The sequence below is a fragment of the Gemmata palustris genome, from assembly GCF_017939745.1.
Lineage (GTDB): Bacteria > Planctomycetota > Planctomycetia > Gemmatales > Gemmataceae > Gemmata > Gemmata palustris.
The window spans coordinates 4,919,414-4,943,712 of the sequence record NZ_JAGKQQ010000001.1; the positions used below are offsets into that span (position 1 = coordinate 4,919,414).

Genomic DNA, 24,299 nt, shown 5'->3' on the forward strand with positions numbered 1-24,299 from the left:
CCGAACAGCAGTCCCGATGTCTGTCCTCTGTCCTCTGATCTCTGATCTCTGATCTCTGTCCTCTGACGTGCCTTTTTGTGGCCAATTTGCCTTCTGTCTTGATCCGCGTTATCTGCGTTCATCCGTGGCGGAATTCTCAGCCTCCGAGGAGTCGGACCCATGAAGCCTCTCGACCGGCGGAACTTCCTCCGTACCTCGACCGCCGTAACCGGCGCGAGTTGGCTCCCCGCGTTCGCAGCGCGGGCGGCAAACGATCCCGCGCGCCAGCGCGCGTGCATCGTGCTGTGGATGGCCGGCGGACCGACGCAAACGGACACCTTCGACCCCAAGCCCGGGCACGCCAACGGCGGGCCGTTCAAATCGATCGACACCGCCGCGAACGGGGTGCGGATCGCCGAGCACCTGCCGCTCGTCGCGCAGCAGATGAAGCACCTCGCGGCCGTGCGCTCGATGTCCACAAAAGAGGGCGACCACGGCCGGGCCACGCTCCACCTCCGCACCGGCAATTTGCCGCAAGGCGGGATCGACTTCCCCACCTTCGGTTCGCTCGTATCGAAGGAACGCACGCGCCCGGACGACGACCTGCCCGGCTACGTCAGCATCAGCCCGCGCGGGTTCGGCCCCGGGGCGCTGTCGGCGGGGTTCCTCGGTTCGCGCCACTCGCCGCTCGTGGTCGGAGATACGGGGGGCGGGTACGGCGGGGAGGAGAGCGGCGGGCTGCGCGTCGAGAACCTCGGGTTACCCGCTGGCGTCAGCGAACCGAGGGCCGACGAGCGCCGCGCTTTGTTGGAAGAAGCCGAAGCGGACTTCCTCGCGAGCCGGCCGGGGATCGCGACCGACAGCCACAAGAGCGCCTACCAGCGCGCCGTGCGCCTGATGAAAGAATCCGCGGCGAAAGCATTCGATCTTTCGGAAGAGAAGGCGGCGCTCCGGGACCGGTACGGCCGCACCCGCTTCGGCCAGGGGTGCCTGCTCGCGCGCCGGTTGGTGGAGCGCGGGGTGCCGTTCGTCGAGGTCACGCTCGGCGGGTGGGACACGCACGACAACAACTTCGCGCAGGTGAAGAACCTGTGCGGCGCGCTCGATCCGGCCTGGGCCGCGCTCATGGCCGACCTGAAGGACAAGGGGCTGCTCGATACGACGACGGTGGTGTGGATGGGCGAGTTCGGCCGCACCCCGGGCATCAACCCGCGCAACGGGCGCGACCACTACCCGGGCGCGTGGAGCGTGGTGCTCGGCGGGGGCGGCATCGTTGGGGGCCAAGTAGTCGGTAAGACGGGCGCGGACGGCATGAAGGTCGAAGAGCGCCCGGTGAGCGTGCCGGACCTCCTCGCGACCGTGTGCCACGCGATCGGCATCGATCCCAACAAGCAGAACATGTCGAACGTGAGCCGGCCCATCCGCATCGTCGATCAGGCTGGGAAGCCTGTAAAGGAGATCCTCGCGTGACGCGGCTCCTGGCACTGCTTGCAACTTTGGTTCTGGGTGGTTCGGCTTTCACAGCGGACCCGGATCTCGTGTTTCCCGGAAGCGAGAAGTCCGCGCACCTCCGGCTCGAGATCGCGGCCGACGCCACCGCACCCGAGGCCGCGTGGGCCGCGTTCCTCGACAAGCTGTTCGCGCACTTCGATCGCGATAACGACGGCAAGCTGTCGGCCCCGGAAGCGAATCGCGTGTTCCCGCTTCCCCTCCCGGGCGGGCACGCGGTCGCGATGAACTTCGCCGCCCTCGATAAGGCGCAATCCGGCCGGGTCACGCCCGTGGAGTTCCGCGCGTTCTACCGCGACCGCGGGTTCACCCCGGTAACGATCGTCAATCAATTCGCTCCGGCCGAAACACTGGCCCTGAGCGAAGCCCTGTTCCGGCACCTCGATCGCGACAACGACGGTCAGCTCTCGGCTGCGGAACTGCGTCGGGCCGCGGGGCTCCTCAAGCGCCTCGACGAAAACGAGGACGAGGTGCTGACCGCCGCGGAACTGCTTGGCGAGAACCGCGCCGCGTTCCAATCGGACCCAGCCGGCTTGAAGCTCGCCGCGCCCGAGAAAACTGCACCCAATGCGACGCTGCGACTCGCGCTGAGCGGAAAGCCCGCACTTGCCGGCGTGAGCGAAGCGTTCGAACTTTCCGCCGACGGCACGCGATTGCGGGTACCGGGCGGGGTCTGCGTCGTGCGCATCACGAAGGCCGACCCGACGACCGCGTTCCGCGCAGCGAAGAGCTTCTACCTCGCACAGTTCAAAGCCACCACGGGCGACAAACCCGCGCGGAAGCAGGTCTTCGATGACGACCCCACTGCGCAGGTTCTCGCGGGCCTGTTCGATTCGGCCGACCGCGACGGCGACGGCAAACTCACGCGCGCAGAACTGGAAGCGCTCTTCGATCTCATCGAACTCGGGATCGCGTGCCGCGTACTGGTGACCGCGACCGATCGCGGGCGGAACCTGTTCGACCTGTTCGATACGAACGGCGACGGTCGGCTCGACCTCGACGAACTGATCCGGGCCGGCCGGAACGTGCCGGGCGCACTCGCCCGCGACAAGTCCCTGGAACGTAGCGCGGTACCCGCTTCGTACCAACTGACGGTTAGTCGCGGACCGCTCGGCGACTCGTTCGGTCCGGTCCCGTTCGGTGCGGCCCCGAAACCGAAACCGCTGCTCCCCCGCGCCGCACGTGGGCCGGCGTGGTTCCGGGCGATGGACAAGAACGGTGACGGCTACGTTTCCGCGCGCGAGTTCATTGGCGCGCCGGACCTATTTACGAAGCTGGACACCAATGGTGACGGGCGCATCAGTACCGAGGAAGCCGAGTCCGCGAACCCGTGATCTTCAATACGAGCCGGTGCTGTGGAGCCTTAAGGCCCGACGGCTCCGCCCGCTCCGAGCGACCGACGCGGGTGCCCGGCCCATCAAAAATGATTCGTGCCTTGGTGCCGACGAACTCGCGCGATTCGTTCCCGCTCGCCGCCACCCGGCGCACCAATCGCCGGATTTCGTTACCCCTTGGTCGGTGCCACCGACTATCTTCGTTTCACCCACATTGCTACTCGTCTGGAACTCGCACAATGACTTCGCGCCACCCTCGTATCGCGCTCGGCCTGTTCGCGCTCGCGATCGGTATGTGTCTTCTCATACCCCCGTTCGGCCCGAGTGCGTCGGCCCAACCCAAAGGCCGGCAAAAGGGCGACAAGGAGAAGGACGCCCCGGCACCCAACTTCACCCTGCCAGACAGTTGGGCGAAGTCCTTTTCGTGGCGCAACATCGGCCCCGCGAACATGGGCGGGCGCATCACGGCCATCTCCGTGTTCGAGGCGGACCCCTCGACCTACTGGGTCGCGACCGCGAGCGGCGGGTTGCTGAAAACCACTAACAACGGCGTCACGTTCGCGCACCAGTTCGACAAGGAAGCAACGGTTTCCATCGGCGACGTGTGTGTGTCCCCCTCAAACCGCGACATCGTGTGGGTCGGCACCGGGGAGAACAACCCGCGCAACTCCGTTTCGTTCGGCGACGGCGTGTACAAGAGCACCGACGGCGGGAAGACCTGGAAGCACATGGGGCTGAAGAAATCGTTCCAGACGGGGCGCATCCGCGTTCACCCGACGAACCCGGAGGTGGTTTTCGTCGGCGCGCTCGGTCGGCTCTACGGGCCGAACGAGGAGCGCGGGCTGTTCAAGACGACCGACGGCGGGAAGACCTGGGAGAAGGCCCTCTACGTCGACGACAAGACGGGCGCGATCGACGTGTGCCTGCACCCCACCGACCCGGACACGATCTTCGTCGCCATGTGGGAGCGCCGGCGGGACGAGTACGACTCGTGGCCCGGCGGCGGTATTCCCGACGGCTACGACTCCTACGACCCGGTGCAGAAGTGGGGTGCGGGGGCCGGCATCTACAAGAGCACGGACGGGGGGAAGACGTTCAAGAAACTGACCACCGGCCTCCCAACGAGCAACATGGGGCGCATCGGACTGGACATCTACCGCAAAGACCCGAAGGTGATGTTCGCGGTGATCGACTGCGAGAAGATCGGCATGGGCGTGCCACCCAAGAAGGGTGCGGTCGGCAGCGCGTACTTGGGTCTCACCGGCGAGGACGCCGAGGGCGAGACCGGGGCGAAGGTCACGCGCGTGGTCACCAACGGCCCGGCGGACACCGCGGGTGTGAAGGTCGATGACGTTGTGAACAAGATGGGCAACCAGGTCATCAAGACCTACGACGAGGCCCTCGCGGTCGCAGCCAGCGCCAAGCCGACCGATAAGGTGACGGTGCAACTCAAGCGCGGCGACAAGGACGTAACGGTCGAGCTGACGTATGGCGACCGCCCGGTCCCGAAGGGCGGGGGCGGCTTCGGCGGACCGGGGGGCGCATCGGCCACGCGCCCGTTCGCGGCCAACTACGGCGGACAGGCTGCGAACGTCCAGGAACAACAGGGGCCGGACGGCTTCCAGTACGGCGGCGTGTACAAGTCCACCGACGGCGGCGAATCGTGGAAGCGGATCAACAGCATCAACCCGCGCCCGATGTACTTCAGCCAGATCCGCGTCGATCCGAGCGACGAGAAGTTCGTGTACATCCTGGGCGTGACCGTGACCGCGTCGCGCGACGGCGGGCGCACGTTCCAGCCCGGGAGCCGCGCGATCCACGACGACCAGCACGCGCTCTGGATCGACCCGAAGGACGGCCGGCACATGATTGTCGGCACCGACGGCGGGTTCTACTCGACCTACGACCGCGGGGCGAACTGGGACCACCACAACAACATGGCCCTCGGCCAGTTCTACCACGTCGCGGTGTGCAACAAAAAGCCGTACTGGGTTTACGGCGGGTTACAGGACAACGGTTGCTGGGGGCAGCCGAGCATGAGTCTCCGCGGGGGCGGGCCGGTCAATGAAGACGTGATCTCGCTCAACAGCGGGGACGGGTACGTGTGCCGCGTCGATCCCAACGACCCGGACCAGGTGTACGCGGAGAGTCAGAACGGCGGCATGGTGCGGTACAACTTGCGCACCGGCGAGCGCGCCTCGATCAAGCCGACTCCCACACAGGGCGGCCCGCGCTACCGGTTCAACTGGAACACGCCGTACATTCTCTCGGCCGCGAACTCCCACATCCTTTACAGCGCCGGGAACTACGTCTTCAAGTCCGTGAAGAAGGGCGACAACCCGCAGATCATCTCGCCGGAAATTTCGCGCACGAAGCACGGCAGCGCCACCGCGCTGGCGGAATCGCCGCGGAACCCGGACGTGCTGTTCGTCGGGACCGACGACGGGTACCTCTGGCGCACCAAGAACGGCGGGAAGGACTGGACGAACATCACCGACAAAATCGGGCTGAAGAAGCCGACGTGGATCGCCACCATCGAGCCGTCGCGGTTCGCGGACGGGCGCGTGTACGTGTGCCTCGATGCGCACCGCATGGACGACGACAGCCCACACGTCTACACGACGGACGACCTGGGTGAGACGTGGAAACCGATCACGGGGAACCTGCCCGTTGGCTCCACGCGGTGCCTGCGGGAAGACGTCACGAATCCCAACTTGCTCTTCTGCGGGACGGAGTTCGCACTGTTCGCGTCACTCGATCGCGGGAAATCGTGGACGAAGATCAACAACAACCTCCCGACCGTCGCCGTTCACGAGGTGGCGATCCACCCGACCGCGGGCGAGATCGTGGCCGCCACGCACGGGCGCAGCTTGTGGATTCTGGACGTCACCGCGCTACGGCAGATGGCCTCGGAGAAGATCAACGACGAGGTGACGCTGTACAAGCCGAACGCGGTAGTTCGGTGGCAGAGCTTGCCGAGCCGCGGGCGCTCGGGTCGGCGGTTCGTCGGCGAGAACCCCGCGCCCGGGGCACACATCTTCTACTCACTGCCGAAGAAGGCGACGAAGGTGGCGCTTGAGTTCCAGGACATTGACGGCAAGAAGGTCGGCGAACTCACGGGCGGAATCGACCCCGGGCTGCACAAGCTGACCTGGAGCACCTCCGCTGGCGGCGGAGGGGGAGGTGGTTTCCCCGGCGGCGGAGGTGGGGGCGGACGCTTCGGCGGGCGCCAGGTTCCAGCCGGCGCGTACCGCATCGTGCTGACCGTTGACGGCCAAACGCAGAGCCAGAGCTTCACCATTGAAGGCGATCCCGCTCCGGCGCGCGTTCTGACGGGTGAAGAGGAAGACGAAGAAGAGGATGACGATCGCTGATCGGGTAGTCAAGCATCGTGGAGTAACGACGCGGGCCGGGGATTGCTCCCCGGCCCGCGTGTTTCCCGACCGGCCCTGGCGGTGCGTGCGCTCCGCTGGAAGGGCCGGTCAAAGTTCCCGAGAGGTCTACTTCTGAACCGGTGGCGCGGAAGGCTCACGGCACCGCCGAACTAGTTCGAGTCGTCGAACTTTCGGAACCGCGATCAGCGAGGTTGCCCCAGCCCGAAAGTTCGACGACTCGAACTAGTTCGGAAGCGGTGCTGGAACAGCCTTCCCCGCGGCGCACAGCAAGGCAAAAGCTCGGACGACGCAACATCGTCCTGTCGCAGAGCGACGAGCTAAACAACCCGGGAACGGAGACAGAGTACCCCGGCGGAAGCCGTGACGCAACCGTCGGGGTATTGGCTCAATAGTCGAAGTTGCTCTCACCGAGGCCGACGTTGATCTTCACGTCGCTGAAGCTGTACGCCTCGAACAGGTCGCCCGTGGCCGCGTTGCCCTTCGGCTGGTCGTAGGCCTCGTACCGGAGCGGCAGCTTCGTTTCCTTGTCGACGTACACCATCATGCGGTAGGCGTAGCGGAAGGCGTGCGGCCGGCGCGTCAGGATCTCGTACCGGGTCACGTTGCGCCCGGCGAACTGGAAGTCGCCCGTGTACACTTCGACCGGGTTGTTCAGCGTCTTCTCGCGGGCCGTGGCCGCGGTCACGCGGTCGAGGACCGCGGTCATGGTCCACTCGGTAACCGGGTGCCGGTTCTCGGCCAGGAACTTGGTGTCGTCGAGGTCCACCGTTCGGAACCCCTTCGCGCCGCCCACCCCGGCCGGGCGGTACTGCATCTTCGTGCTCTTCCGCGCCGCGGTGTAGGCCACTTCCATGCCCGCGGTCGCTTCGGGCCGGGCGAACCGGACGTACACGCCGCCCGGGTTCAGCCGCACCTTCATCTCCGCGACCTGCTCGGCCGAGAGCGTCCCGTTCCGCATCTCCTGGCGCGTGAACGTGCAGGTGTAGTCGCGGGCCTTGCCCAGTGCCGTGCGCGCGTCCGCGATCATCGACACGAGCGCGTCGCCGGCCTTCGCGCCGTCGGGCGCCTTCGGCGCTTCGGTTTTCGCCGGCTCGGTCTTCGGCGGCTGGGCGACGACCGCCCCGCCCACGAACAGCCCGGCGCACGCTACCGACGCCCACGTCTTCCCACGCATGGTTCGCTCCCCCCACGACCAAGTAATGAGCCTTTACCCGCGGCGTATACCGACCTCCCCGCGCGGAGGGAAGACGAGATGTTCGGAATTTTTCGGCGCGCCGCCCGGCCCGCGCCGGGTGCATAAAATCGTCGAGGCGCGTTTCGCGTCCGTATGTGGGGAACTTATGCCGGTTCAAATTCACACCGTCGAGTCGCAGCCGTTCGCCGAGAACTCTTACGTCGTGTGGAAGGACGGCAGCCCGGATGCGTTCGTGATCGACCCCGGCTTCGAGCCGGACCTGATCCTCGACGCGCTCGCGGAACGCGACCTCAAACTGGTCGCGATCGTCTGCACGCACGGGCACTGCGACCACATTGCGGGGAACACCGCACTCAAACAGGCTCACCCGGACGTGCCGATCATCATCGGCGCGGGCGACGCCGCGATGCTCACCAGTTCGGCCCGGAACCTGAGCGCGGCGTTCGGCTTCGACATCACCAGTCCGCCGGCCGACCGCGTGGTAACCGAAGGTGAAACGCTTACGGTGGCGGGGATCGCGTTGGAAGTGTTCGAGATCCCGGGGCACTCGCCCGGTCACGTCGTGTACGTGATCCGCGAGACGCACCCAACTACAGTGCTGGGTGGCGACGTGCTGTTTCGCGGGAGCGTGGGTCGAACCGACTTCCCGGGCGGGAGTCACGAGCAACTGAAGTCTGGAATCCGCCGCGTGCTGTGGGCACTGCCGGACAACACAGTGGTGTACCCCGGTCACGGGCCGGTCACGACCATCGGTCACGAGAAGCGCACAAACCCATTTGTTGCGGATTGAGGGGAGAACCTACCCCCCATCCCCTCCCTAAAGGGAAGGGGAGCAGGCGCGCGAACCCTCGGATAATTTACCCGTGCTAGCTGACTCGAAGGGTCTGCTCCCCTGCCCTTTCCTCCGGCCCGCAGGAAGCTTTGCTGACAGGGCCGGAGAGCACGAGGGAGGGGGCCGGGGGGTAGGTTCCCCTCAATCCGCGCTCAGAACGTGAAGATGATTTCGGTGAACCCGGAGAACAGGCTCGTCACCTTGCCGCCGCCCTTGTCGTTGTACAACTGGCGGAACCCGCCCCCGGGGAGCAGCACGGACAGCCCGCCCAGCAAGATCGCGTTGTTGTTCAACCGCGGGCGGTACTCGAACCCCGTGCTCAAATCGACCCCGATGAACCGATCGATGTTGCTCTGGAACGTGAACACTTCCAGCGAACTCGTCTTGTCGAAGAACAGCGCGTTCGCGTTGTTGATCGACCGCAGCCGGGGCGTGATGTCGATGTCCACGCCGTAGTTAATCAGCCACAACCCGGGGTTCACGAAGTTGCTCTGACCCTGGATGCGGCTCGACCGCAGGTTCGCCAGGTTGCTCTGGTCGTTCGTCAGCCCCACGCCGAACAGCGGGATGCGGTTGCGGCGCCAGAAGCTGAACTCGCCGCCGAAGTTCTGCTGATCGAGGATCGAGTCGAACCCGGTCGCGTGGCCGTTGCGGGCGTTGCCGTCACCGGACTGGTACAGGCCGCTCACGCGGAACCGCGCCCAGTCGCGGTCGTAGGACAGTTCGAGCGCCGCGAGCTGGGCGCTGATCGACGTCGGCTGCCCCGCGATCGGGTTGCGGCTGTCGCGCCCCAGCACCCAGTAGAAGGCGTGCGAGATGTTGTACCGGTCGATGTGGCCGTCCCCGGCCCAGCCCAGGTAGTGCGCTTCGACGCGGTGCGGCTGGAACGTGCCGGCCGGGTCCGGGCGCACCAGGAACCCGTTCTTGTCGAACTTCGTCGAGGGCGCGTCGTTGTTGTAGTGGTAGCTCACCGACGACGTGTACCCGGGGAAGATGAAGTCCTGCCGGTACAGGTTCGCGATGATGATGTCCTGGTCGCGGTCGGTGAACGTGTTGAGCTGGCTGTTGGTGTCCTTTTCCAACTGCCGGAAGTACGCCAGGTTGAACTGCGTGCGGTTCCCGTCCAGGTTCCCGAACAGGCGCACGCCGCGGTTCACGTCGCTGAAAATGAACCCGCGGAAGTCGCTCGTGAACGGCTGCGAACCGGCCCGGACCGAGACGAAGTCGTACTCCGGGCTCAGGTCCGCGATCTTGTATTCCGCGAACCACTCCTGCAGCGTCGTCCACGACCGGTCCCGCACGGTGCCCTTGCGCACGTCCGGGTTGATGACGCCCAGTTCCGACACGCTCAGCGCGTTGGCGTTGATCGCCGGGGTCACCTTCACCCGCCAGTCCGCCGGCTTGAACGCCGCGTCACCGTGGAACAGGTCGAACGAGAACGTCGCGAGTTCGGAGAACACGAACTGCCCCGGGCGCTGGAAGAATTCGGTTTCCAGTGGTCGGGCGGTGCTCTCGAACGGCGTCGTCGCGGTCGGGATCATCCGGCCCTCGAACAGCGTGCTGCTCGTGCCGGTGAGCGTCAGGAACGTGTGCTGCCCGATGATCGGGTAGTCGCCCTTGAGCACGTTCTGGTTGTACGGGTCGTACCAGCGCCCGAGCCGGTACGGGTAGTCGAACACGCGCGGGTGGTTGAGCCCGTAGCGGTCCCACGCGGGGAACCCGGTGCGCCACCGGTCCTCGACGGTTTCGTACTCGTTGTTGCTCCCGGAGCGCGGCAACACACCACTCTGCCCGGCGAACCCGAGCGTCGGGAAGTAGGCGTAAGACGCCTGCGTCGCGGCGTCCTGCTGCCCGCCGGGTTTGGCCGGGTTCGCCGGGTCGAGCAACCGGTCGATGGGTTGCCGCGTGGTGTCTTTCGGTAGTTCTGCGGCTTTCGGTTGCGCGGCCGCTACGGGCGCGGCTCCCCCAATTGGTGGAATCGCGGGAATGGCCGGTAGCGAGGCCGAGGGCGCGATCGGGCTCGGTAGAGGTGCGGACGCACCAAGCAGCGGGGCCGGGGCCAACGGTAGGGGTGGGAGCGCGACCGGAGCTTTTGTGGCAGCCGTGTGCGGGAGCGGCGCTCGTACCGGCTCGTCGCCGCGAGCAAAACCCGCGACGCACAACAGCCCGCCCGCGACACAGCGGCTCAATTTCCAGGCTCGCCCCATGTCTGTACTCCCTGTCGCGCTGACCGACGCACCGCGAGTCCGGTGCCTCATCTCCTCCATCGGTTCTGGGCGTGACGGTCATGAGGATTCTTCCGATTATGCGACGAATGCGCAACTGGCCGGGAAATCCGTAAAGGCCGGTTTTGCGGGAGCCGATACCGGATATGGGGTAACTCTTCCGATCACGCGGGCCGGGCCATGCACACTGCGACCGACCGAGCCGCCACGCGGCGCACCGCCCTTCAATGCGAAGCGCTCGAGGAGCGGTCGCTGCTTGCGACCGCCGCGCTCGCAGCGGGCGCGCTGACGATCACCGGGACCGACGGCAACGACCGCATCCGCGTGGTCAACGACGGGGGCGTGCTCCGCGTCTTCGATGGCACGACGAACATTGGCGATTTCGCCTCGGCCGCGGTGACGACCATCGCGGTGAGCACCGGTGCGGGGAACGACTCGGTCGTGATCTCCCCGAAGGTGACGCAACCGGCCAACATCAACGGCGGGGACGGCACGAACAAGCTCGTCGCCGGCGGGGGCGCAGCGACGCTCACAACCGGGAGCGGGCGGGACGCGCTCTTCGGCGGGTCCGGGGTGAACACCTTCAACGGCGCCGGCGGGCAGAACGACATCTTCAAGGTGAAGCCGACCGACGTCGTGCTGCCGAACACGGGCGACCGGCTGCTCGGGTCGCTCCCGCCCGGCACGACCGTCTCCACGCCGCAAGAAACGATCACCGCGTCGGAAGTGGACGCTCTGCTGAAGCGGGCCGCCGCCGCGTCCGCCAGTTCGGACGCCATCATCGTTATCACGGACCGGAACGGGCAGATTCTCGGGGTCCGGGTCGAGAGCGGGGTCGCGGCGGAGATCACCAGTAACGTCAACAATTTGGTGTTCGCGATCGACGGGGCGTATGCGAAAGCGCTCACGGGGGCGTACTTCGCCAACAACCAGGGGCCGCTCACGTCGCGGACCGTCCAGTTCATCAGCCAGTCCACCATCACCGAGCGCGAGGTGGAATCGAACCCGAACATCACCGACCCGAACTCGACGGTGCGCGGGCCGGGGTTCGTTGCGCCGGTCGGCAGCAAGGGCCACTTCCCGCCGGGCGTGGCGAACACGCCGCAGGTCGACTTGTTCCAGATCGAGCACACGAACCGCGACGGCACGTTCCACGTCGGGGCCGACGGGATCAAGGGCACCGCGGACGACGTGCGGCTGGAGCAGCGGTTCAACATCGACCCGACTTATGTCCCTGCCGGCCAAGACCTTACTTCGCCGGACTCGTATGGCTTCCAGAGCGGGCGGCTCACCGGCGCACAGTCCCGCGGGATCGCGACCCTGCCCGGCGGCATTCCGATCTACAAGAACGGGCAGGTGGTCGGCGGCATCGGGGTCTTCTTCCCCGGTAAAACCGGGTACGCGACCGAGGAGAACTCGTCGCTCAGCGCCACCTTCGATCCGACGAAAGCGGACCGGTCGCTGGAAGCCGAGTGGATCGCGTTCGCGGCGGTCGGCGGTACCCGCGCGAGCGTGGACGGCACGCCCACCATGCCGGTTGACGATCTCGGCGGCGTCGCGCTGCCGACCGGCTTCGGGCTCCCGACCGGGCGCCTCGACCTCGTCGGCATTCAGCTCGACGTATTCGGTAAGGGCGGCGCGATCGAGGGCGGGAAGCAACTGCAAAACGTTGCCAACTTGGTGGGCCGTGGCAGCGCGAACGACGGCACCAATCAGATCGTGAACGCGGGCGCCGACGGCATCGCCAATACCGCCGACGACATCACGCTACGGGGTGGGAAAGCCGTACCAGAGGGGTGGCTGGTGACCCCGCACGACGGCGACGGGATCACGGCCGAAGAGGTGACGGCGATCATCGCCAACTCGATCCAGCAAGCGGACAAGACCCGCGCTGCGATCCGGGTGCCGCTCGGTACGCGGGCCAAGTTCGTGTTCGCGGTGTCCGACCGCCAGGGTAACGTCGTCGGCCTGTTCCGCCAGCCGGACGCGACCGTGTTCTCCATCGACGTGGCCGTGGCGAAGTCCCGCAACGTGGCTTACTACGCGAACCCGACGCAACTCCAGTTGATCGACCAAGTTCAGGGGTTGCCGTCGGGGGCGGCGCTCACGAACCGCACGTTCCGGTACCTCGGCGAACCCCGGTTCCCGGAAGGGATCGACGCGGCACCGCCGGGGCCGTTTTCGCAACTCAACGACGACCCGACCGGCACGAACCGGTTCACGGGCCTGCTGACCGGGGCGGCCCTGCCCGCGTCGGCGTACCAGAGTGTCGTCGGGCACGACTCCTTCAACCCAGGTACCAACTTCCACAGCCCGTTCAACGTGCTCAACCAGAACGGGATCGTGTTCTTCCCCGGGAGTTCGCCCCTGTACCGAGGGGGCATCCTGCAAGGCGGCTTCGGGGTCAGCGGCGACGGTGTCGACCAGGACGACGTGACGACCGTGGGCGGGCAGACCGGGTTCGAGGCACCGAACCCGATCCGGGCCGATCAGTTCCTCGTGAACGGGGTCCGGCTGCCGTACCAGAAATTCAACCGCAACCCGGAGGGGTAAGGGAGCCGATAATTTGGGGGAATGCCGGAAGCGCGGGGGCGCAGTCGCCCCTGCGCCCACATTTATCCCCCAAACTACCGGTGCCCCATGTGGCGTTTACTGGCCCTCGCGGGCGTTACGTCTTTCGCACTTTGCGCATCTTCACGGGCCGACGACCGGCCGCTGCTCCAGCGGATCGCGGAGCGCGCTCCGGTCCCGCGCGTGAACATCGAACACTCCGCGGAGCGCGCCGGGTACCCGCTGAACGTGAAGCGGCACGCGGTCCCCAGCGTGACCCGGTTCGACCAGGGAGGGTACGTCGGCGGTGGATCGCTCCGCAACAACAGTCTCATCGCGCGCGGCCCCGGTTCCGCGGTCGGCCCCACTCAAGACGGCACCTACGGGACGGACTTCGGCGGGTTCCGCGCGCACTTGGGCCGCGTGTTCCTCGCCTCGTCTGACTCGTCGCGCGGGCACCCGGCGTACCTCTCGTACCGCACCGACGGCCCGCGGATCGTGGACGTGTTCGCGATACGTCCGCTGCGTAACGGCATTCTGGCGAAGCGCGAAGCCGCCGAGGAAATGCACCACGGCAAGGAAGAGCACGGGGCGGGCGGGCACGGAGCCGAAGGCCACGCACCCGAGGGCGGTGAAAAGAAAGGCGGCGGGCACTGAGCGGGAGAACCTACCACCCATCCCCCTCCCTAAAGGGAAGGGGAGAAACGCAAAAACTGTTGTTGTCAGGCGAACCGCGAATGTAAATGAGCGGGTGTCTGTAGACCCGCTCATTTACATTCGCGGTTCGCCCATGTTCTCCCCTTCCCTTTAGGGAGGAGGCCGGGGGTAGGTTCTTCACCCCCGCGCGAACTGTGCGTCCCACTCAGGCAGCTTTTCCCGCAGTTCGGCCGCGCTACTCGCACGGAGCGTAACGTGCCCGATCTTGCGCCCCGGGCGCGCGGACTTGCCGTAGAGGTGCAGGTGGGCGTCCGGGTTCGCGAGGACCGCGGGAGTCGGCAGCGCTTCGCCGATGAAGTTGTACATCGCCGAGAACCCGACCGCGTCCGCGCGTCCGAGCGGTAACCCGCACACCGCACGGACGTGGTTCTCGAACTGACTCGTGAGCGCCCCCTCAATAGTCCAGTGCCCGGAATTGTGGACCCGCGGTGCCATTTCGTTCGCGAGCAGTCGCGGACCGTCCTGGAACCACTCGATCGTCAGCACGCCGACGTAATTCAATTCGGTGAGCACGCGGGCCGCGAACTCGGTCGCGCGCTCGGTTAGTTCCTCGCCCAAGTCCGGCGCGGGTGCGATCGAGCGGTGCAAGATGCCGTCGATGTGAACGTTTTCGATCAGCGGGTACGTGACGATCTGCCCGTCGCGCCCGCGCACGGCGACCAGCGACAGTTCACGATCGAACTTCACGAACCCTTCGAGGATGAGGGGGCGCCCGCCCAACTTCTGCCACGCCGCGTTCGCTTCGTCCGGTGTGCGAATAACGGCCTGCCCCTTCCCGTCGTATCCGAAGCGCCGCGTTTTCAGGACCGCGGGCAGGCCGATCTCCGCGACCGCGCGGTGAAAATCGGCTTCGCTTTCGATCGGTGCAAAGGGCGGCGTGGGAATGCCGAGCGACTGGAAGAACTGCTTCTCCGCGAGGCGCTCTTGCGACACTTCGAGCGCGCGTGCCGGCGGGAACATCGGCACGCGCTCGGCGAGCCACCGGGCGGATTCGACCGGCACGTTCTCGAACTCGAACGTTACGACGTCGGACGCCTGGGCCAGCTTGTAGAGCGCCTGAAGGTCGTCGAACTCGCCGGCGATGTGATCGCACACCTGCGCGGCCGACGAACCGGTCCCCGGTTCCAGAACAGTGGGCCGAATTCCGAGCGGGTACCCCGCCAGCGCGAGCATGCGACCGAGTTGCCCGCCGCCGATAATGCCGAGTCTCATAGTTGGTAATTTACCCGTCAGCGATCTGGCCGCGCCCCAACGTAATCAGCTTCTCCTTCTTTTTATGAACGCGGGTAGAACACGCGGCACAGTTCGCGTGTTCTACCCGCCACTCGGTTGCACGCGGGGGTTGGGGTTGTCGAGCACTTCTTGCGTGCGCGTGGCGCGGAAGTGCTTGAGCGCCTCGCGGATACTCGGCGTCTTCAGCGCGAGAATCGCTGCGGCGAAGAGCGCCGCGTTGATCGCGCCGGCCTTACCGATGGCCAGCGTGCCGACCGGGACGCCGGCGGGCATCTGTACGATCGAGAGTAGCGAATCGACGCCGCGCAGCACGGCCGATTCCACCGGCACTCCGAGCACCGGGAGCACGGTTTTCGCGGCGCACATTCCGGGCAGGTGCGCGGCGCCCCCGGCCCCCGCGATGATAACTTCGATCCCGCGCACCTCGGCACTCTCGGCGTAGTCGAACAGCTTGTCCGGCGTGCGGTGGGCCGACACGATTTCCACCTCGTGCGGGATCTTGAGTTCTTTGAGCACGTCGGCCGCGTGCTGCATCGTGGCCCAGTCCGAGCGCGACCCCATGATGATTCCCACGCGCGGGGGCACGGCGGCGGTGGACGGCGAGTTGGGGGTCGGGCGTTCGTCGGTCATAGCGTCGCCTCCGAATTGTGACTTGTATATGTGGCGACTTCGCGATTGTATCGGCCCCACGCGTTCCGGGAAGCGTTGGGGTTGCGTTGCTCGCGCGGCGCGGTATACCGCCGGCTCCCAAACAGACAGATGAGGCGAGTCATGCGCGGGTTCACACTCCGGGCGGTGCCGGTGTATTTCGTGGCGTTCGCGTGCGGGTGCTTCGGGAAGCAGGACGTGCAGCGCACCGACGGTGCTCCGCCCTCGCCGACGCACGCTTACTGGAGGCAGGTGAGCGCGGTTCTCGCGCAGAAGCCCGCCGGGGAGAACATACCGGCCTACGTGTCCCTCGTGCGCACACAAACCGATGGGCTCCGCGACCTCCCCACGGACGGCGTGGACGCGGACCTCGTGTCCGCCGTCGCGAGCGTGATTAAGTGCGAAGACGTGGTGCTACAGCGAGCGGACCTGATCGATAACGACCCGGCGCGACTGAAGGAATCGAAGGAGTTGGCACAGGCGTTCTCGTCCGCGAACCGCGCGGCGGCCGAGTCGAAGAAGCGGCTGAAGGCGCTCCAGCCGGCGCTCAACTCGCGCCACGGCGGCGGCTTCGCCCCGATGGGCTAGTGCGCCCCGACACGGATCGCGCCGGCCATCGGGGGGTTCGCGGGGAACCGGAGGAACGCCGCGTCGTCGTTCGGGTTCGGGTCGACCAACCGCAGTTGGTCGAGCTTGGTCGAAGCGAGCGGCGGGGCTCCGGGGCCGGAGTTCGGTTCGTAGAAGTTGTTTGAAGACTCGAGCCCCACAATCGGCTCCGGTGCTTTGAGCAAATGGGTGACGCGCGCGAAGTAACTAAGTGACACCTTCAAAGCGTACACCCCGGACTCGTTCGGGGGGAACTCGAACTGGAACCCGACGGGCATCAGGTAGAACGTGTTGTTCGCGAGCGACCCGCGTGACGGGCGCGCCCCCGGGCGCATGAACACCACCCCAGCCCCAGCCAAGTTGTAGAAGCGGTTGTTGGTGACCTCGAGGTCGAGCGCCGGCCCGTCAATGCGAATCCCAACGCGCCCCGGCCCTTCAAATCGGCTGTTCTTGATCGTGACGAACTTGTTATCCACGGTAGTAGCATACAGCAACACGCCGGCTTCGCTGTCGGGCGCGAGGATCAGGCGCACCCGGTCGAGCACGACCGGGCGCCCGCTCGCACCCGCGACGTGCCACAGGTGAATACTCGTTTTGAGGACGTTGCGCACCGAGACACCCTCGATCGTTGCACCGGCCGAATTCCCGGTCACCTGGAGGCCGATCTCGGCTTGGTTTTTCCCATCGAACTCCACGTTCCGCAAACGGAACCCCTCGACGTTGCTCGCGTCGAACATGGGCCCGCCCTTCGACGCGAACTCGATCACGGCGGACTTGCCGTCGGCGGACTCGATCGTGAGATCCTTGTGTTTGTTCTTGTCGAGCTTGATCGCGGATTCGACGAGTTTCGCCTCGGCGATCACAATGGTGTCACCGGGACCGACCTTCTGGAGCGCTTCGCGGAGCGAAGCGACGGCGTTTTCGCCACCCGATTTTGAGACGGTGACCTTTTTGGGACCGCTCGGTACCGACGCGGGCACAGTAGGTTGAGTCGCGCGATTATTGAAGAACGCGAAGTACGCCCCCGCGACCGTGGCCGCAAAGACGAGAGCACCCGCGCAAGCCAGGAGCACGACCTTCCCGGCACCGCTGCTCGCGGCGTGGTGCTTGCGCCCGACGCGCGACGGGCGCTCCTCCTCGTCGGGGATCGGGAGTTCGGCCGGTTCGGGCTTTTCGGTGTCGCTGCGGGCCGTGTCCTGGGTGTCATGTTCGAGCGTGGACCAGACCACCGGTTCGTGGCGGTCCGGCGCGGGGGCCGGGCGCGGGGTCGTTCCCGTGATAATTGTGGCGGCAGTGGTGAACGTGGGCGGACTCGGGGCCGGGTGCGGACGGGTGAAGCCCCCCCCTAACGTGGAACCCGTCAGCGCCGGTGACGCGCCCGTCCCGCGCCCCCCCGCGGCGCCGACCACGGCCGGCGACAGCGTGGGCATCTCGCGCTCGGCCGGGGGCGGGATCGGCGTGGTCACCCACCCGGCCAGCGCCGCCATGACCTCGGCCGGGATCTGGTACCGGCGCGCCGGGTCTTTCGCCATCATCCGCTCGACGATCGCGACCAGTTCGTCCGGCACCTCCGGGCGGAGCAACCGGAGCGGGCGCGGGGTGCGGTTCTGGTGCCAGATCAGCTTTTGGGCGACCGACCCTTCGGGGAACGGCGGGCTCCCGCTGAGCAGGAAGTACATGGTCGAGCCGAGCGAATAGACGTCCGCCCGGATGTCCACCGTGTGGCTGTCCATCGCCTGTTCGGGCGCCAGGTAGTCGGCCGTTCCGAGCACGTTCTCGTCGTTCTGGCGCGTCAGGTTGTCGTCCGTATCGTGCGTCAGCCGCGCGAGGCCGAGGTCCAGAACCTTCACCACGCCGAACCGGTCCACCAGGATGTTACCGGGCTTGATGTCGCGGTGAATCAGCCCCATCTCGTGGGCGTGCTGGAGCCCGATCGCGGCCCCGTACACGTAGTGGCACGCGCGGGTCGGGTCGAGCGGACCGAATTTCTTGACCAGATCCTGGAGGTTGATGCCGTCTACCCACTCCATGACGAGGAAGTGGAGGTTCTCGTCCTGATCGATGTCGTAAGCGCGAACGATGTTCGGGTGGTCCACGGCCGCGATCGCGCGGGCCTCACGGTAGAACCGGTCCAGGCTCGGTTTGTCCCCGCCCTTGGAGATCGGCAGTACCTTGACCGCGACGCGCCGGCGCATCAATTTGTGCTCGCACAGGAACACCGTTCCCATGCCCCCCGACCCCAACTTCTCCAACACCTTGTATTTACCGAGGCTGAACCGCTTGTACTTGCCTTGTAGAAGTTGTTCGGCCTGGAAATAGGTCAGTACCGCGTCGCGGACGAGGATCTGCGCGACCTTGGTCGGGTCGGCAGGGAGCGAAGTGGTTTCGCGCAACTTCTGGACGTAATTGCGGAGCCGGACCTCGTCGACGAGGCCGCTTTTCTGGACGAGGTCCAGGATTTCGTCCGCGGTTGTTGGTGCGGGCATGAAACATCTCCGGCGCGAAACCGGCGGGGGCGAACGGGGCGTCCGGCACCGAAAACCCGTGTGCGGGCGCAGGACCGCCATAAGTATAGTGTACGGCAACACGCCAGGGTTGCGGATTCCCGGATCGCGCCGGGGTAGAACAGATTTGACGGGACCGGTCACATTGGCCGGGCCGGGTCCGCGGGCGGGGCGGGCTCTTTGGCGCCCTTGCCGATCTGGTAAGCAACGACCATACCGGCCACGAAAAGAACTGCAATTACGAGCGCAACGGCGACGAGCGGCCAGATGCGCCGATGCGCCGGAGTGGGGGTTGGTTCCGCGTGGACCGGCGCGGGGCGCTTCTTCGCAATGCTCGAACCCGGTTTTTGGCGCATCGGGATCGGGGCCGTCGGCGAGGTGCTCGCGCGCCCGGTGGATATCGGGCCGTTAATCGGCGTGTCGGCGCCCGATTTGAACCGCGGACTCGATGCGGCCGTCGGGCTCGGAGCGGAAAGCGCGGCCGCGCTCGTGGTGGCGCCGGAGTTGGACGGGCGCGACCGCATTTTTCCCGAACTCTCACCGGACCGCGCGAACACCCCCCGTCCGGGGCCGAACAGGACGCGCGCCAGTGGGGGCGATGCGCCGGAGCGGTCCGGCGCCGGCGGGCCGGCCAGTTCCCGCACGAGGGGACAGAGCACCGGCATTTCGGGCTCCGGCGGCGGACCGAGCGGCGCTTCGGCCCACTCCGCCAGCGCCTCGGCCACTTCCATCGGTTCCTGGTACCGGTCGGCCGGGTCTTTCGCCATCATCTTCCGCAACACGTCCAGCACCCCGGCGGGCACGTCGGACCGGAACTCCTCCACCGGGCGCGGTTCGCGCGTCTGGTGCGCGACCAGCTTCGCCGCGATGGTCCCGTCCGGGAACGGGGTCTGGCCGGTCAGCATGAAGTAGAGCGTGCCGCCGAGCGAGTAAATGTCCGCGCGCACGTCCACGATGTTGCTCACGGCCTGTTCCGGTGCGAGGTAGTCCGCGGTACCGAGCACGCACTTGTCGTCGTACTTCTCGGTCACGCTGTCCTGTTGCTTGTTGAAGAACCGCGCCAGCCCCATGTCGAGAACTTTGATGACGCCGGTGCGGTCGAGGAGCAGGTTCCCGGGCTTGATGTCGCGGTGAACCATGCCCAGTTCGTGCGCGTGCTGCATCCCCACGGCGGCCTGCGCGACGTAGTGCGCGGCGCGAACCGGGTCGAACAGCTTCTTCTCCGCCGAGTGGCGCGCGATGATCTCCTGCAAACTCGCGCCGTCCACGTACTCCATGACCAGGAAGTGCAATTTCTCGTACTGGTCGATGTCGTAGGCGCGGACGATGTTCGGGTGATCGAGCGCGGCAACGGCCCGGGCCTCGCGGTAGAACCGGTCCAGGTTCGAGGGGTCGTCGAGCTTCTCGACGGGCAGCACCTTGAGCGCCACGAGGCGCTTCATGAGCGTGTGCTCGCACAGGTACACGGCCCCCATGCCGCCGGCGCCGATGAGTTCGAGGAGCCGGTACTTGCTCCCGATGGTGAACCGCTTGTAGCGCCCGAGTTTGAGCTGCTTGGCCTGGAAGAACGTGAGTTGCGCGTCTCGCACAAGGGCCGCCGCCGCCTGATCGATGGTCTGTGGAGTACCGGTGGCCCGGTGCCGACCCAGGAGGTCGTCGAGCTTCTTGTCCGGCACGAGCCCGCCCTTGCGGACCAGTTCCAGGAAGTCGGGCACGGTGGCGGGTGCCGGCATTGATGATGTCCTTCGGCCCGGTACGGCACCCACCGGCGCGGCAGCGCGAGGCGGGGTCATGCGTGATAATCTGATCGGCGCGGTTGGGGAGAGCAAGGGAGCAGTTGGTAATTTTTACCGCAAATTCACGTCCAGCAAAAGTTCTCGGCGGCGCGATTAGAACTCAAGAGGCCGCTCCCTTGCAGCACTGCCAGGGCCACACACTTGTTATCATACCCGAATCAGCAGTGCAGGAAGGAATTCCCGTGCCACACGTCCGCGATCGCCGATCGTGAAGGCCGCGTGAACGTGGGGCGCGAGCGTCACGAGCGCTCGTGACGAGATCCGGCGCGAGCACGTGCGGCGCCGGGGCGCGGTCGGACACTTGGCATGAACTCGCGCCCGCGCCCGGACGATACAGAGGTATTGCGATCGATCCCGCGCATATCGCTATGCGCGCCGGGTTGACATACGGCGGTGCGGCGCTAAGAATATACAAGCTGCGACCGGTGTCGCTTCTGGACTCGGGACCGAACGAGACGCGCATGGCTTTCCACGTCCGAACTTACTTCCGACCGCCACGCGGCCCGCGGCCCGCCCCCCGCCTCCAGCGCCTCGTCACCGCCGTCCGGTTCGTTGCTTACAAGATCGCTCTGATTCTGGTGTTGGCACTCGCCCCTGCCAACGGTGGGGCACCCGAAGACGTTTCGAGCGAGGCCACAGAGGTAATCAAAGAGGCGGTGGTTTGCTCGGCCCCGGTCACGCCGAACCACCCGGACACGAGGCGAGCAACGTGGACCGGGGCGCCGCTCGCAGTAACTCCCCTCCCCCGACCGAACACCTTCGGCTCTCTCCCCCACCACTCCAATCACTCGCTCCCTAACGGCCATTGCGCCCCTCTGCGCTGTTAATTCCTTCGTGCCCGCGCGATTAGCAGTTTCACGGACCGGTTTTACGCACCAAGCGTAACCGATCCGGTGCGCCACTCTGCGCTCGCGCCTACTCACCACGCTCCCTACTGACGCGCCCCGGCGCGGATCGTCGCTGCACCGACCGCTCCCGGTCGGCGCGGGAAGTGCTCTCGTTTCACTCAACCATTTATCGGGGCCACATATGACCGAGCACCTGTATTCGCACGTGTTGGTGCCAACAGACTTCCGCGCCGAGTGCCGGGCCGCGTACCGCGTCGCTTTCGCCGCTGCACTCGGGTCCGGGGCTACCGTTTCCCTGCTCCACGTCGTCGCCGCGGAGAGCGAGGACGAGTACCAGGGGTTGGACGCGATCCGCTTGCTGCACCGGGCCGCCGAGCACGTGAGCAGCGGGAAGCCGTTGCCCCCCGCGAACCCGGCCGCCGCGCGTGCCCTGCAACTGGAGCGCCTCCGGGCCGAGATACACCCGGAGTGGATCGGGCCGATCGAGCTCCGGCTCGAAGTCCGCACCGGGGACGTGGTCGCGGAGATCGCCCGGTACGCGAACGAATCGGCGGTGGACCTGATCGTGATGGGCGGCGCGCGCCCGGGCCTGTTTCGCGGATTCGGGCGCAGTTCGGCCGATCGACTCGCCCGCGCGACGCCGGTCAAAGTCGTCCGCGTAACGCCACCAGCGCTGGTGTAGGGGCACGACACGGGCGCCGCTAACATTTGCTAATATTTTCGGACCCGGGGGCGAATCCGGGAGGTATGCAATGTTCATCAATTGTTGGTATTTCAAGCAAATCCGCGTTCCGATTGCCGGTTCGCGGTGGCCGCATTGGGCTAACACTCGCTCACACTCTTTACCCACTCGGTTCACTCCACACCGATTGGCGCGGAGCACGAAACCGTGATCCCGAGTGGCGACGAGCCATTACATGCGAATAGTGAACAAAAACGCAACACTCTCCCGCCGGCCTACGGGAAACGCACTGCGCCGTTCGCCACAGGCGTTTGACACTAGCACCCGCCTCCCGGCGGTAAACCCATAACGCCTACTCGTGAGACACTGATGCCCTACGTCCTCCATACGCCCGACACGATTTTCTCCGCGCGCCACACCCCGAGCTGGCTGCTCCTCGCGGGCGCCTCCGGCATGGTGAACGGGCTCGCGTTCCTGGCGTGCGAACAGTACGTGACGCACGTGACCGGCACCGCCACCCGGCTCGGACTGGAGTGGCCCCACGCCGGGATCGCGCTGGAATACGCCGTGGTCGTACTGAGCTTCATCTTCGGCGCAATGGCTTCGGTCCTCGCGCTCCAGGCCCGGGTCACTCAGGGCAAGCCCCCCCGCTGGGCGACGCCGCTCGTGATCGTCGCCCTGACACTGACCGGGGTCGCTCTGGCCGGTCTCACGGGGGTATTCGGTCCGTTCGGCGGGGCGATCACAACCGAGCCGCCGTTCGTTCTGCTCTCGCTCCTGGCGTTCGCGTCCGGGCTTCAGAACGCGGCCGTAGCGACGAGCACCGGACTGGCCGTGCGCACCACGCACCTGACGGGGCCGGCAACGGACCTCGGCATTCACCTCGGCGTCGCCTATTTCACCAAAGGGGAGGACCGCCGGGCGGCCTTAAGAGGGGCGCTACTCCGCGGTGGGAAAGTGTTCGCGTTCGTCGCCGGAGCCGGCCTCGCTTTACCGCTCGCTGGAGCGACAGGGTACCTCGCGTTCTTCGTCCCGGCCGTTGGCGTCCTGATCGCAGCCGGGCTGAGTTTCATCCCCGCGTGGGGGCCGAGCGACTTTCCGGACCGCGAGGAAAGCGCCCAGGCCGATCCGCCACCTGCGGCCGAACCGGTGATGGCAGGCGCTCAGTCGGTTCGGTGACGCACGAGCAGACGATAGGCGAAAGCCGCCGTATTGTCCGACCCACCCGCTCGTTAACACTCGCGGTTCGCCTGAGTCTCTTGGCGAACCGCGAGTGTTAACGAGCGGGTGGAACTTCCGATGGTCCACAAGTCTGACCGGGGCTACAAGTCCTCAGTAGTGGGCAAGCCCGCGCCCGAAGTCGATCGCTTCCCTTGTGCTGAGTCGTTAACCGAGAAGAGGTGACGGCCTCAAAGAAGAGAGGCCAATTCGGTGAGTTGGCGTTAGCCGAGCGGATCACGGCCATTCAAGTGCTCTGCCCGCGCATCTACCGAGCGGTTACGCCAGTGCGTCGACAGTCTGCCCGAGGTGCGTGTCGATGCCGGCCGCGGCAGCACCGAGGAGGATGGCCATCTCCGGGCTCACGGGCGGCGCGGCAGCCGCCTGAGCAAGTACCGGCGACGCGGAGCCCGCTACCGACTGGAGCAGTGCCAACACGGGCGAATACTGAGCGCCGATGGTCATGGGAGAATTCCTCCAGAAGCGCAAAACGCAACGGTAACAAGTCTAGAATACAAATCGCGTCCGTGCCTCTCATACGGCCCGCCAACAAACGGAACAGGCGGTGCCGAACGGTCCGGAATCGCAAGAACGAAGTACAATCGCACACGGAGTAGCGAGGTGACTCCGTGTGCGATTGTGGCAAGTACGAGCGCCGTCTGCTCGTTGGCGCTCAATCAATTTTCAGATCGGTTTTGTGGAGAAGTGTATCGCCACACGCCTGCGGCAACTGCCGCAAAAAATGCGACAGACGCGGAACCGATCAATAGTCGCGTATCTTGCCAAGGAGCAGACCGCGTAGGTTTCAAATATACTACTTGTCCGTCCTCCTCGGTTCTCGTTGTTGGCTCGCGAAACAAAAAGCAAGCCGCAACAACCACAGACAACCAGGCGATTATCGACACAATCGCCATAGTCAATATTGAACCATATAATCTTGATGCCGAAGCCATACAATCGACCCTAGTATTGCTCGGGAGTAAATTCTATCCATCCGTGTTTGCAAGAACTGAATACCTCGCGGCACG

16 protein-coding genes are annotated in these 24,299 nt (G+C 66.1%); 9 read left to right on the forward strand and 7 right to left on the reverse strand.

Going from position 1 to position 24,299, the window contains the following annotated elements:
- Positions 1–159 precede the first annotated feature (159 nt).
- From J8F10_RS20210 to J8F10_RS20220, 3 genes are all read left to right on the forward strand, one after another.
- Entirely contained in the window at positions 160–1,449 is a 1,290-nt protein-coding gene (locus J8F10_RS20210; protein ID WP_210656771.1) for a DUF1501 domain-containing protein, read from the forward strand.
- Positions 1,446–2,822 (forward strand): EF-hand domain-containing protein, encoded by a 1,377-nt coding sequence (locus J8F10_RS20215; RefSeq protein ID WP_210656773.1) that lies wholly within the window; start codon positions 1,446–1,448, stop codon positions 2,820–2,822. The genes J8F10_RS20210 and J8F10_RS20215 overlap by 4 nt, the downstream gene beginning before the upstream one ends.
- Before the next feature lie 239 nt (positions 2,823–3,061).
- Entirely contained in the window at positions 3,062–6,196 is a 3,135-nt protein-coding gene (locus J8F10_RS20220) for a PDZ domain-containing protein (RefSeq protein ID WP_210656775.1), read from the forward strand.
- Positions 6,197–6,602: 406 nt separating this feature from the next.
- Here the strand turns inward: J8F10_RS20220 and J8F10_RS20225 are convergent, their stop codons facing one another.
- Positions 6,603–7,391 carry a DUF1571 domain-containing protein gene (locus tag J8F10_RS20225; RefSeq protein ID WP_210656777.1) on the reverse strand — a complete coding sequence of 263 codons (789 nt, stop codon included), beginning with the start codon at positions 7,389–7,391 and terminating at the stop codon, positions 6,603–6,605.
- Positions 7,392–7,557: 166 nt separating this feature from the next.
- Between J8F10_RS20225 and J8F10_RS20230 the strand changes: the two genes are divergently transcribed.
- Entirely contained in the window at positions 7,558–8,202 is a 645-nt protein-coding gene (locus J8F10_RS20230) for an MBL fold metallo-hydrolase (protein WP_210656779.1), read from the forward strand.
- A 194-nt stretch (positions 8,203–8,396) separates the two neighbouring features.
- Here J8F10_RS20230 and J8F10_RS20235 read toward each other — a convergent pair whose 3' ends face one another.
- Positions 8,397–10,451 carry a hypothetical protein gene (locus J8F10_RS20235; protein ID WP_210656781.1) on the reverse strand — a complete coding sequence of 685 codons (2,055 nt, stop codon included), beginning with the start codon at positions 10,449–10,451 and terminating at the stop codon, positions 8,397–8,399.
- A 198-nt stretch (positions 10,452–10,649) separates the two neighbouring features.
- On the opposite strand from J8F10_RS20235, the gene J8F10_RS20240 reads away from it, so the two are divergent.
- Together J8F10_RS20240 and J8F10_RS20245 are read left to right on the forward strand one after the other, a co-directional pair.
- Positions 10,650–13,022: a heme-binding protein gene (locus J8F10_RS20240; protein ID WP_210656783.1), complete on the forward strand. Its 2,373-nt coding sequence runs from the start codon at positions 10,650–10,652 to the stop codon at positions 13,020–13,022.
- An 87-nt stretch (positions 13,023–13,109) separates the two neighbouring features.
- Positions 13,110–13,676, forward strand: coding sequence for a hypothetical protein (locus J8F10_RS20245; protein ID WP_210656785.1), 567 nt, complete (start codon positions 13,110–13,112; stop codon positions 13,674–13,676).
- 177 nt (positions 13,677–13,853) lie between these two features.
- Here the strand turns inward: J8F10_RS20245 and J8F10_RS20250 are convergent, their stop codons facing one another.
- Complete coding sequence (locus J8F10_RS20250) at positions 13,854–14,948, reverse strand: 5-(carboxyamino)imidazole ribonucleotide synthase (RefSeq protein WP_210656788.1); 1,095 nt, start codon at positions 14,946–14,948, stop codon at positions 13,854–13,856.
- A gap of 102 nt (positions 14,949–15,050) precedes the next feature.
- Positions 15,051–15,599: a 5-(carboxyamino)imidazole ribonucleotide mutase gene (gene purE, locus J8F10_RS20255; protein WP_210656790.1), complete on the reverse strand. Its 549-nt coding sequence runs from the start codon at positions 15,597–15,599 to the stop codon at positions 15,051–15,053.
- Positions 15,600–15,740: 141 nt separating this feature from the next.
- Here purE and J8F10_RS20260 point away from each other — a divergent pair, with 141 nt between their 5' ends.
- Positions 15,741–16,205, forward strand: a complete 465-nt coding sequence (locus J8F10_RS20260) for a hypothetical protein (RefSeq protein WP_210656792.1) — start codon at positions 15,741–15,743, stop codon at positions 16,203–16,205.
- Here the strand turns inward: J8F10_RS20260 and J8F10_RS20265 are convergent.
- Together J8F10_RS20265 and J8F10_RS20270 are read right to left on the reverse strand one after the other, a co-directional pair.
- On the reverse strand, positions 16,202–18,709 hold the full coding sequence (locus J8F10_RS20265; RefSeq protein ID WP_210656793.1) for a serine/threonine-protein kinase: 2,508 nt from the start codon (positions 18,707–18,709) through the stop codon (positions 16,202–16,204). The two genes, J8F10_RS20260 and J8F10_RS20265, sit on opposite strands and share 4 nt — an antisense overlap.
- A gap of 158 nt (positions 18,710–18,867) precedes the next feature.
- Positions 18,868–20,460 carry a serine/threonine-protein kinase gene (locus tag J8F10_RS20270; protein ID WP_210656795.1) on the reverse strand — a complete coding sequence of 531 codons (1,593 nt, stop codon included), beginning with the start codon at positions 20,458–20,460 and terminating at the stop codon, positions 18,868–18,870.
- 1,092 nt (positions 20,461–21,552) lie between these two features.
- Here J8F10_RS20270 and J8F10_RS20275 point away from each other — a divergent pair.
- Together J8F10_RS20275 and J8F10_RS20280 are read left to right on the forward strand one after the other, a co-directional pair.
- Complete coding sequence (locus J8F10_RS20275; RefSeq protein ID WP_210656797.1) at positions 21,553–22,053, forward strand: universal stress protein; 501 nt, start codon at positions 21,553–21,555, stop codon at positions 22,051–22,053.
- Positions 22,054–22,422: 369 nt separating this feature from the next.
- Positions 22,423–23,232 carry a YoaK family protein gene (locus J8F10_RS20280; protein ID WP_210656799.1) on the forward strand — a complete coding sequence of 270 codons (810 nt, stop codon included), beginning with the start codon at positions 22,423–22,425 and terminating at the stop codon, positions 23,230–23,232.
- 318 nt (positions 23,233–23,550) lie between these two features.
- Here J8F10_RS20280 and J8F10_RS20285 read toward each other — a convergent pair whose 3' ends face one another.
- On the reverse strand, positions 23,551–23,736 hold the full coding sequence (locus tag J8F10_RS20285) for a hypothetical protein (protein ID WP_210656801.1): 186 nt from the start codon (positions 23,734–23,736) through the stop codon (positions 23,551–23,553).
- Between the last annotated feature and the right edge of the window lie 563 nt (positions 23,737–24,299).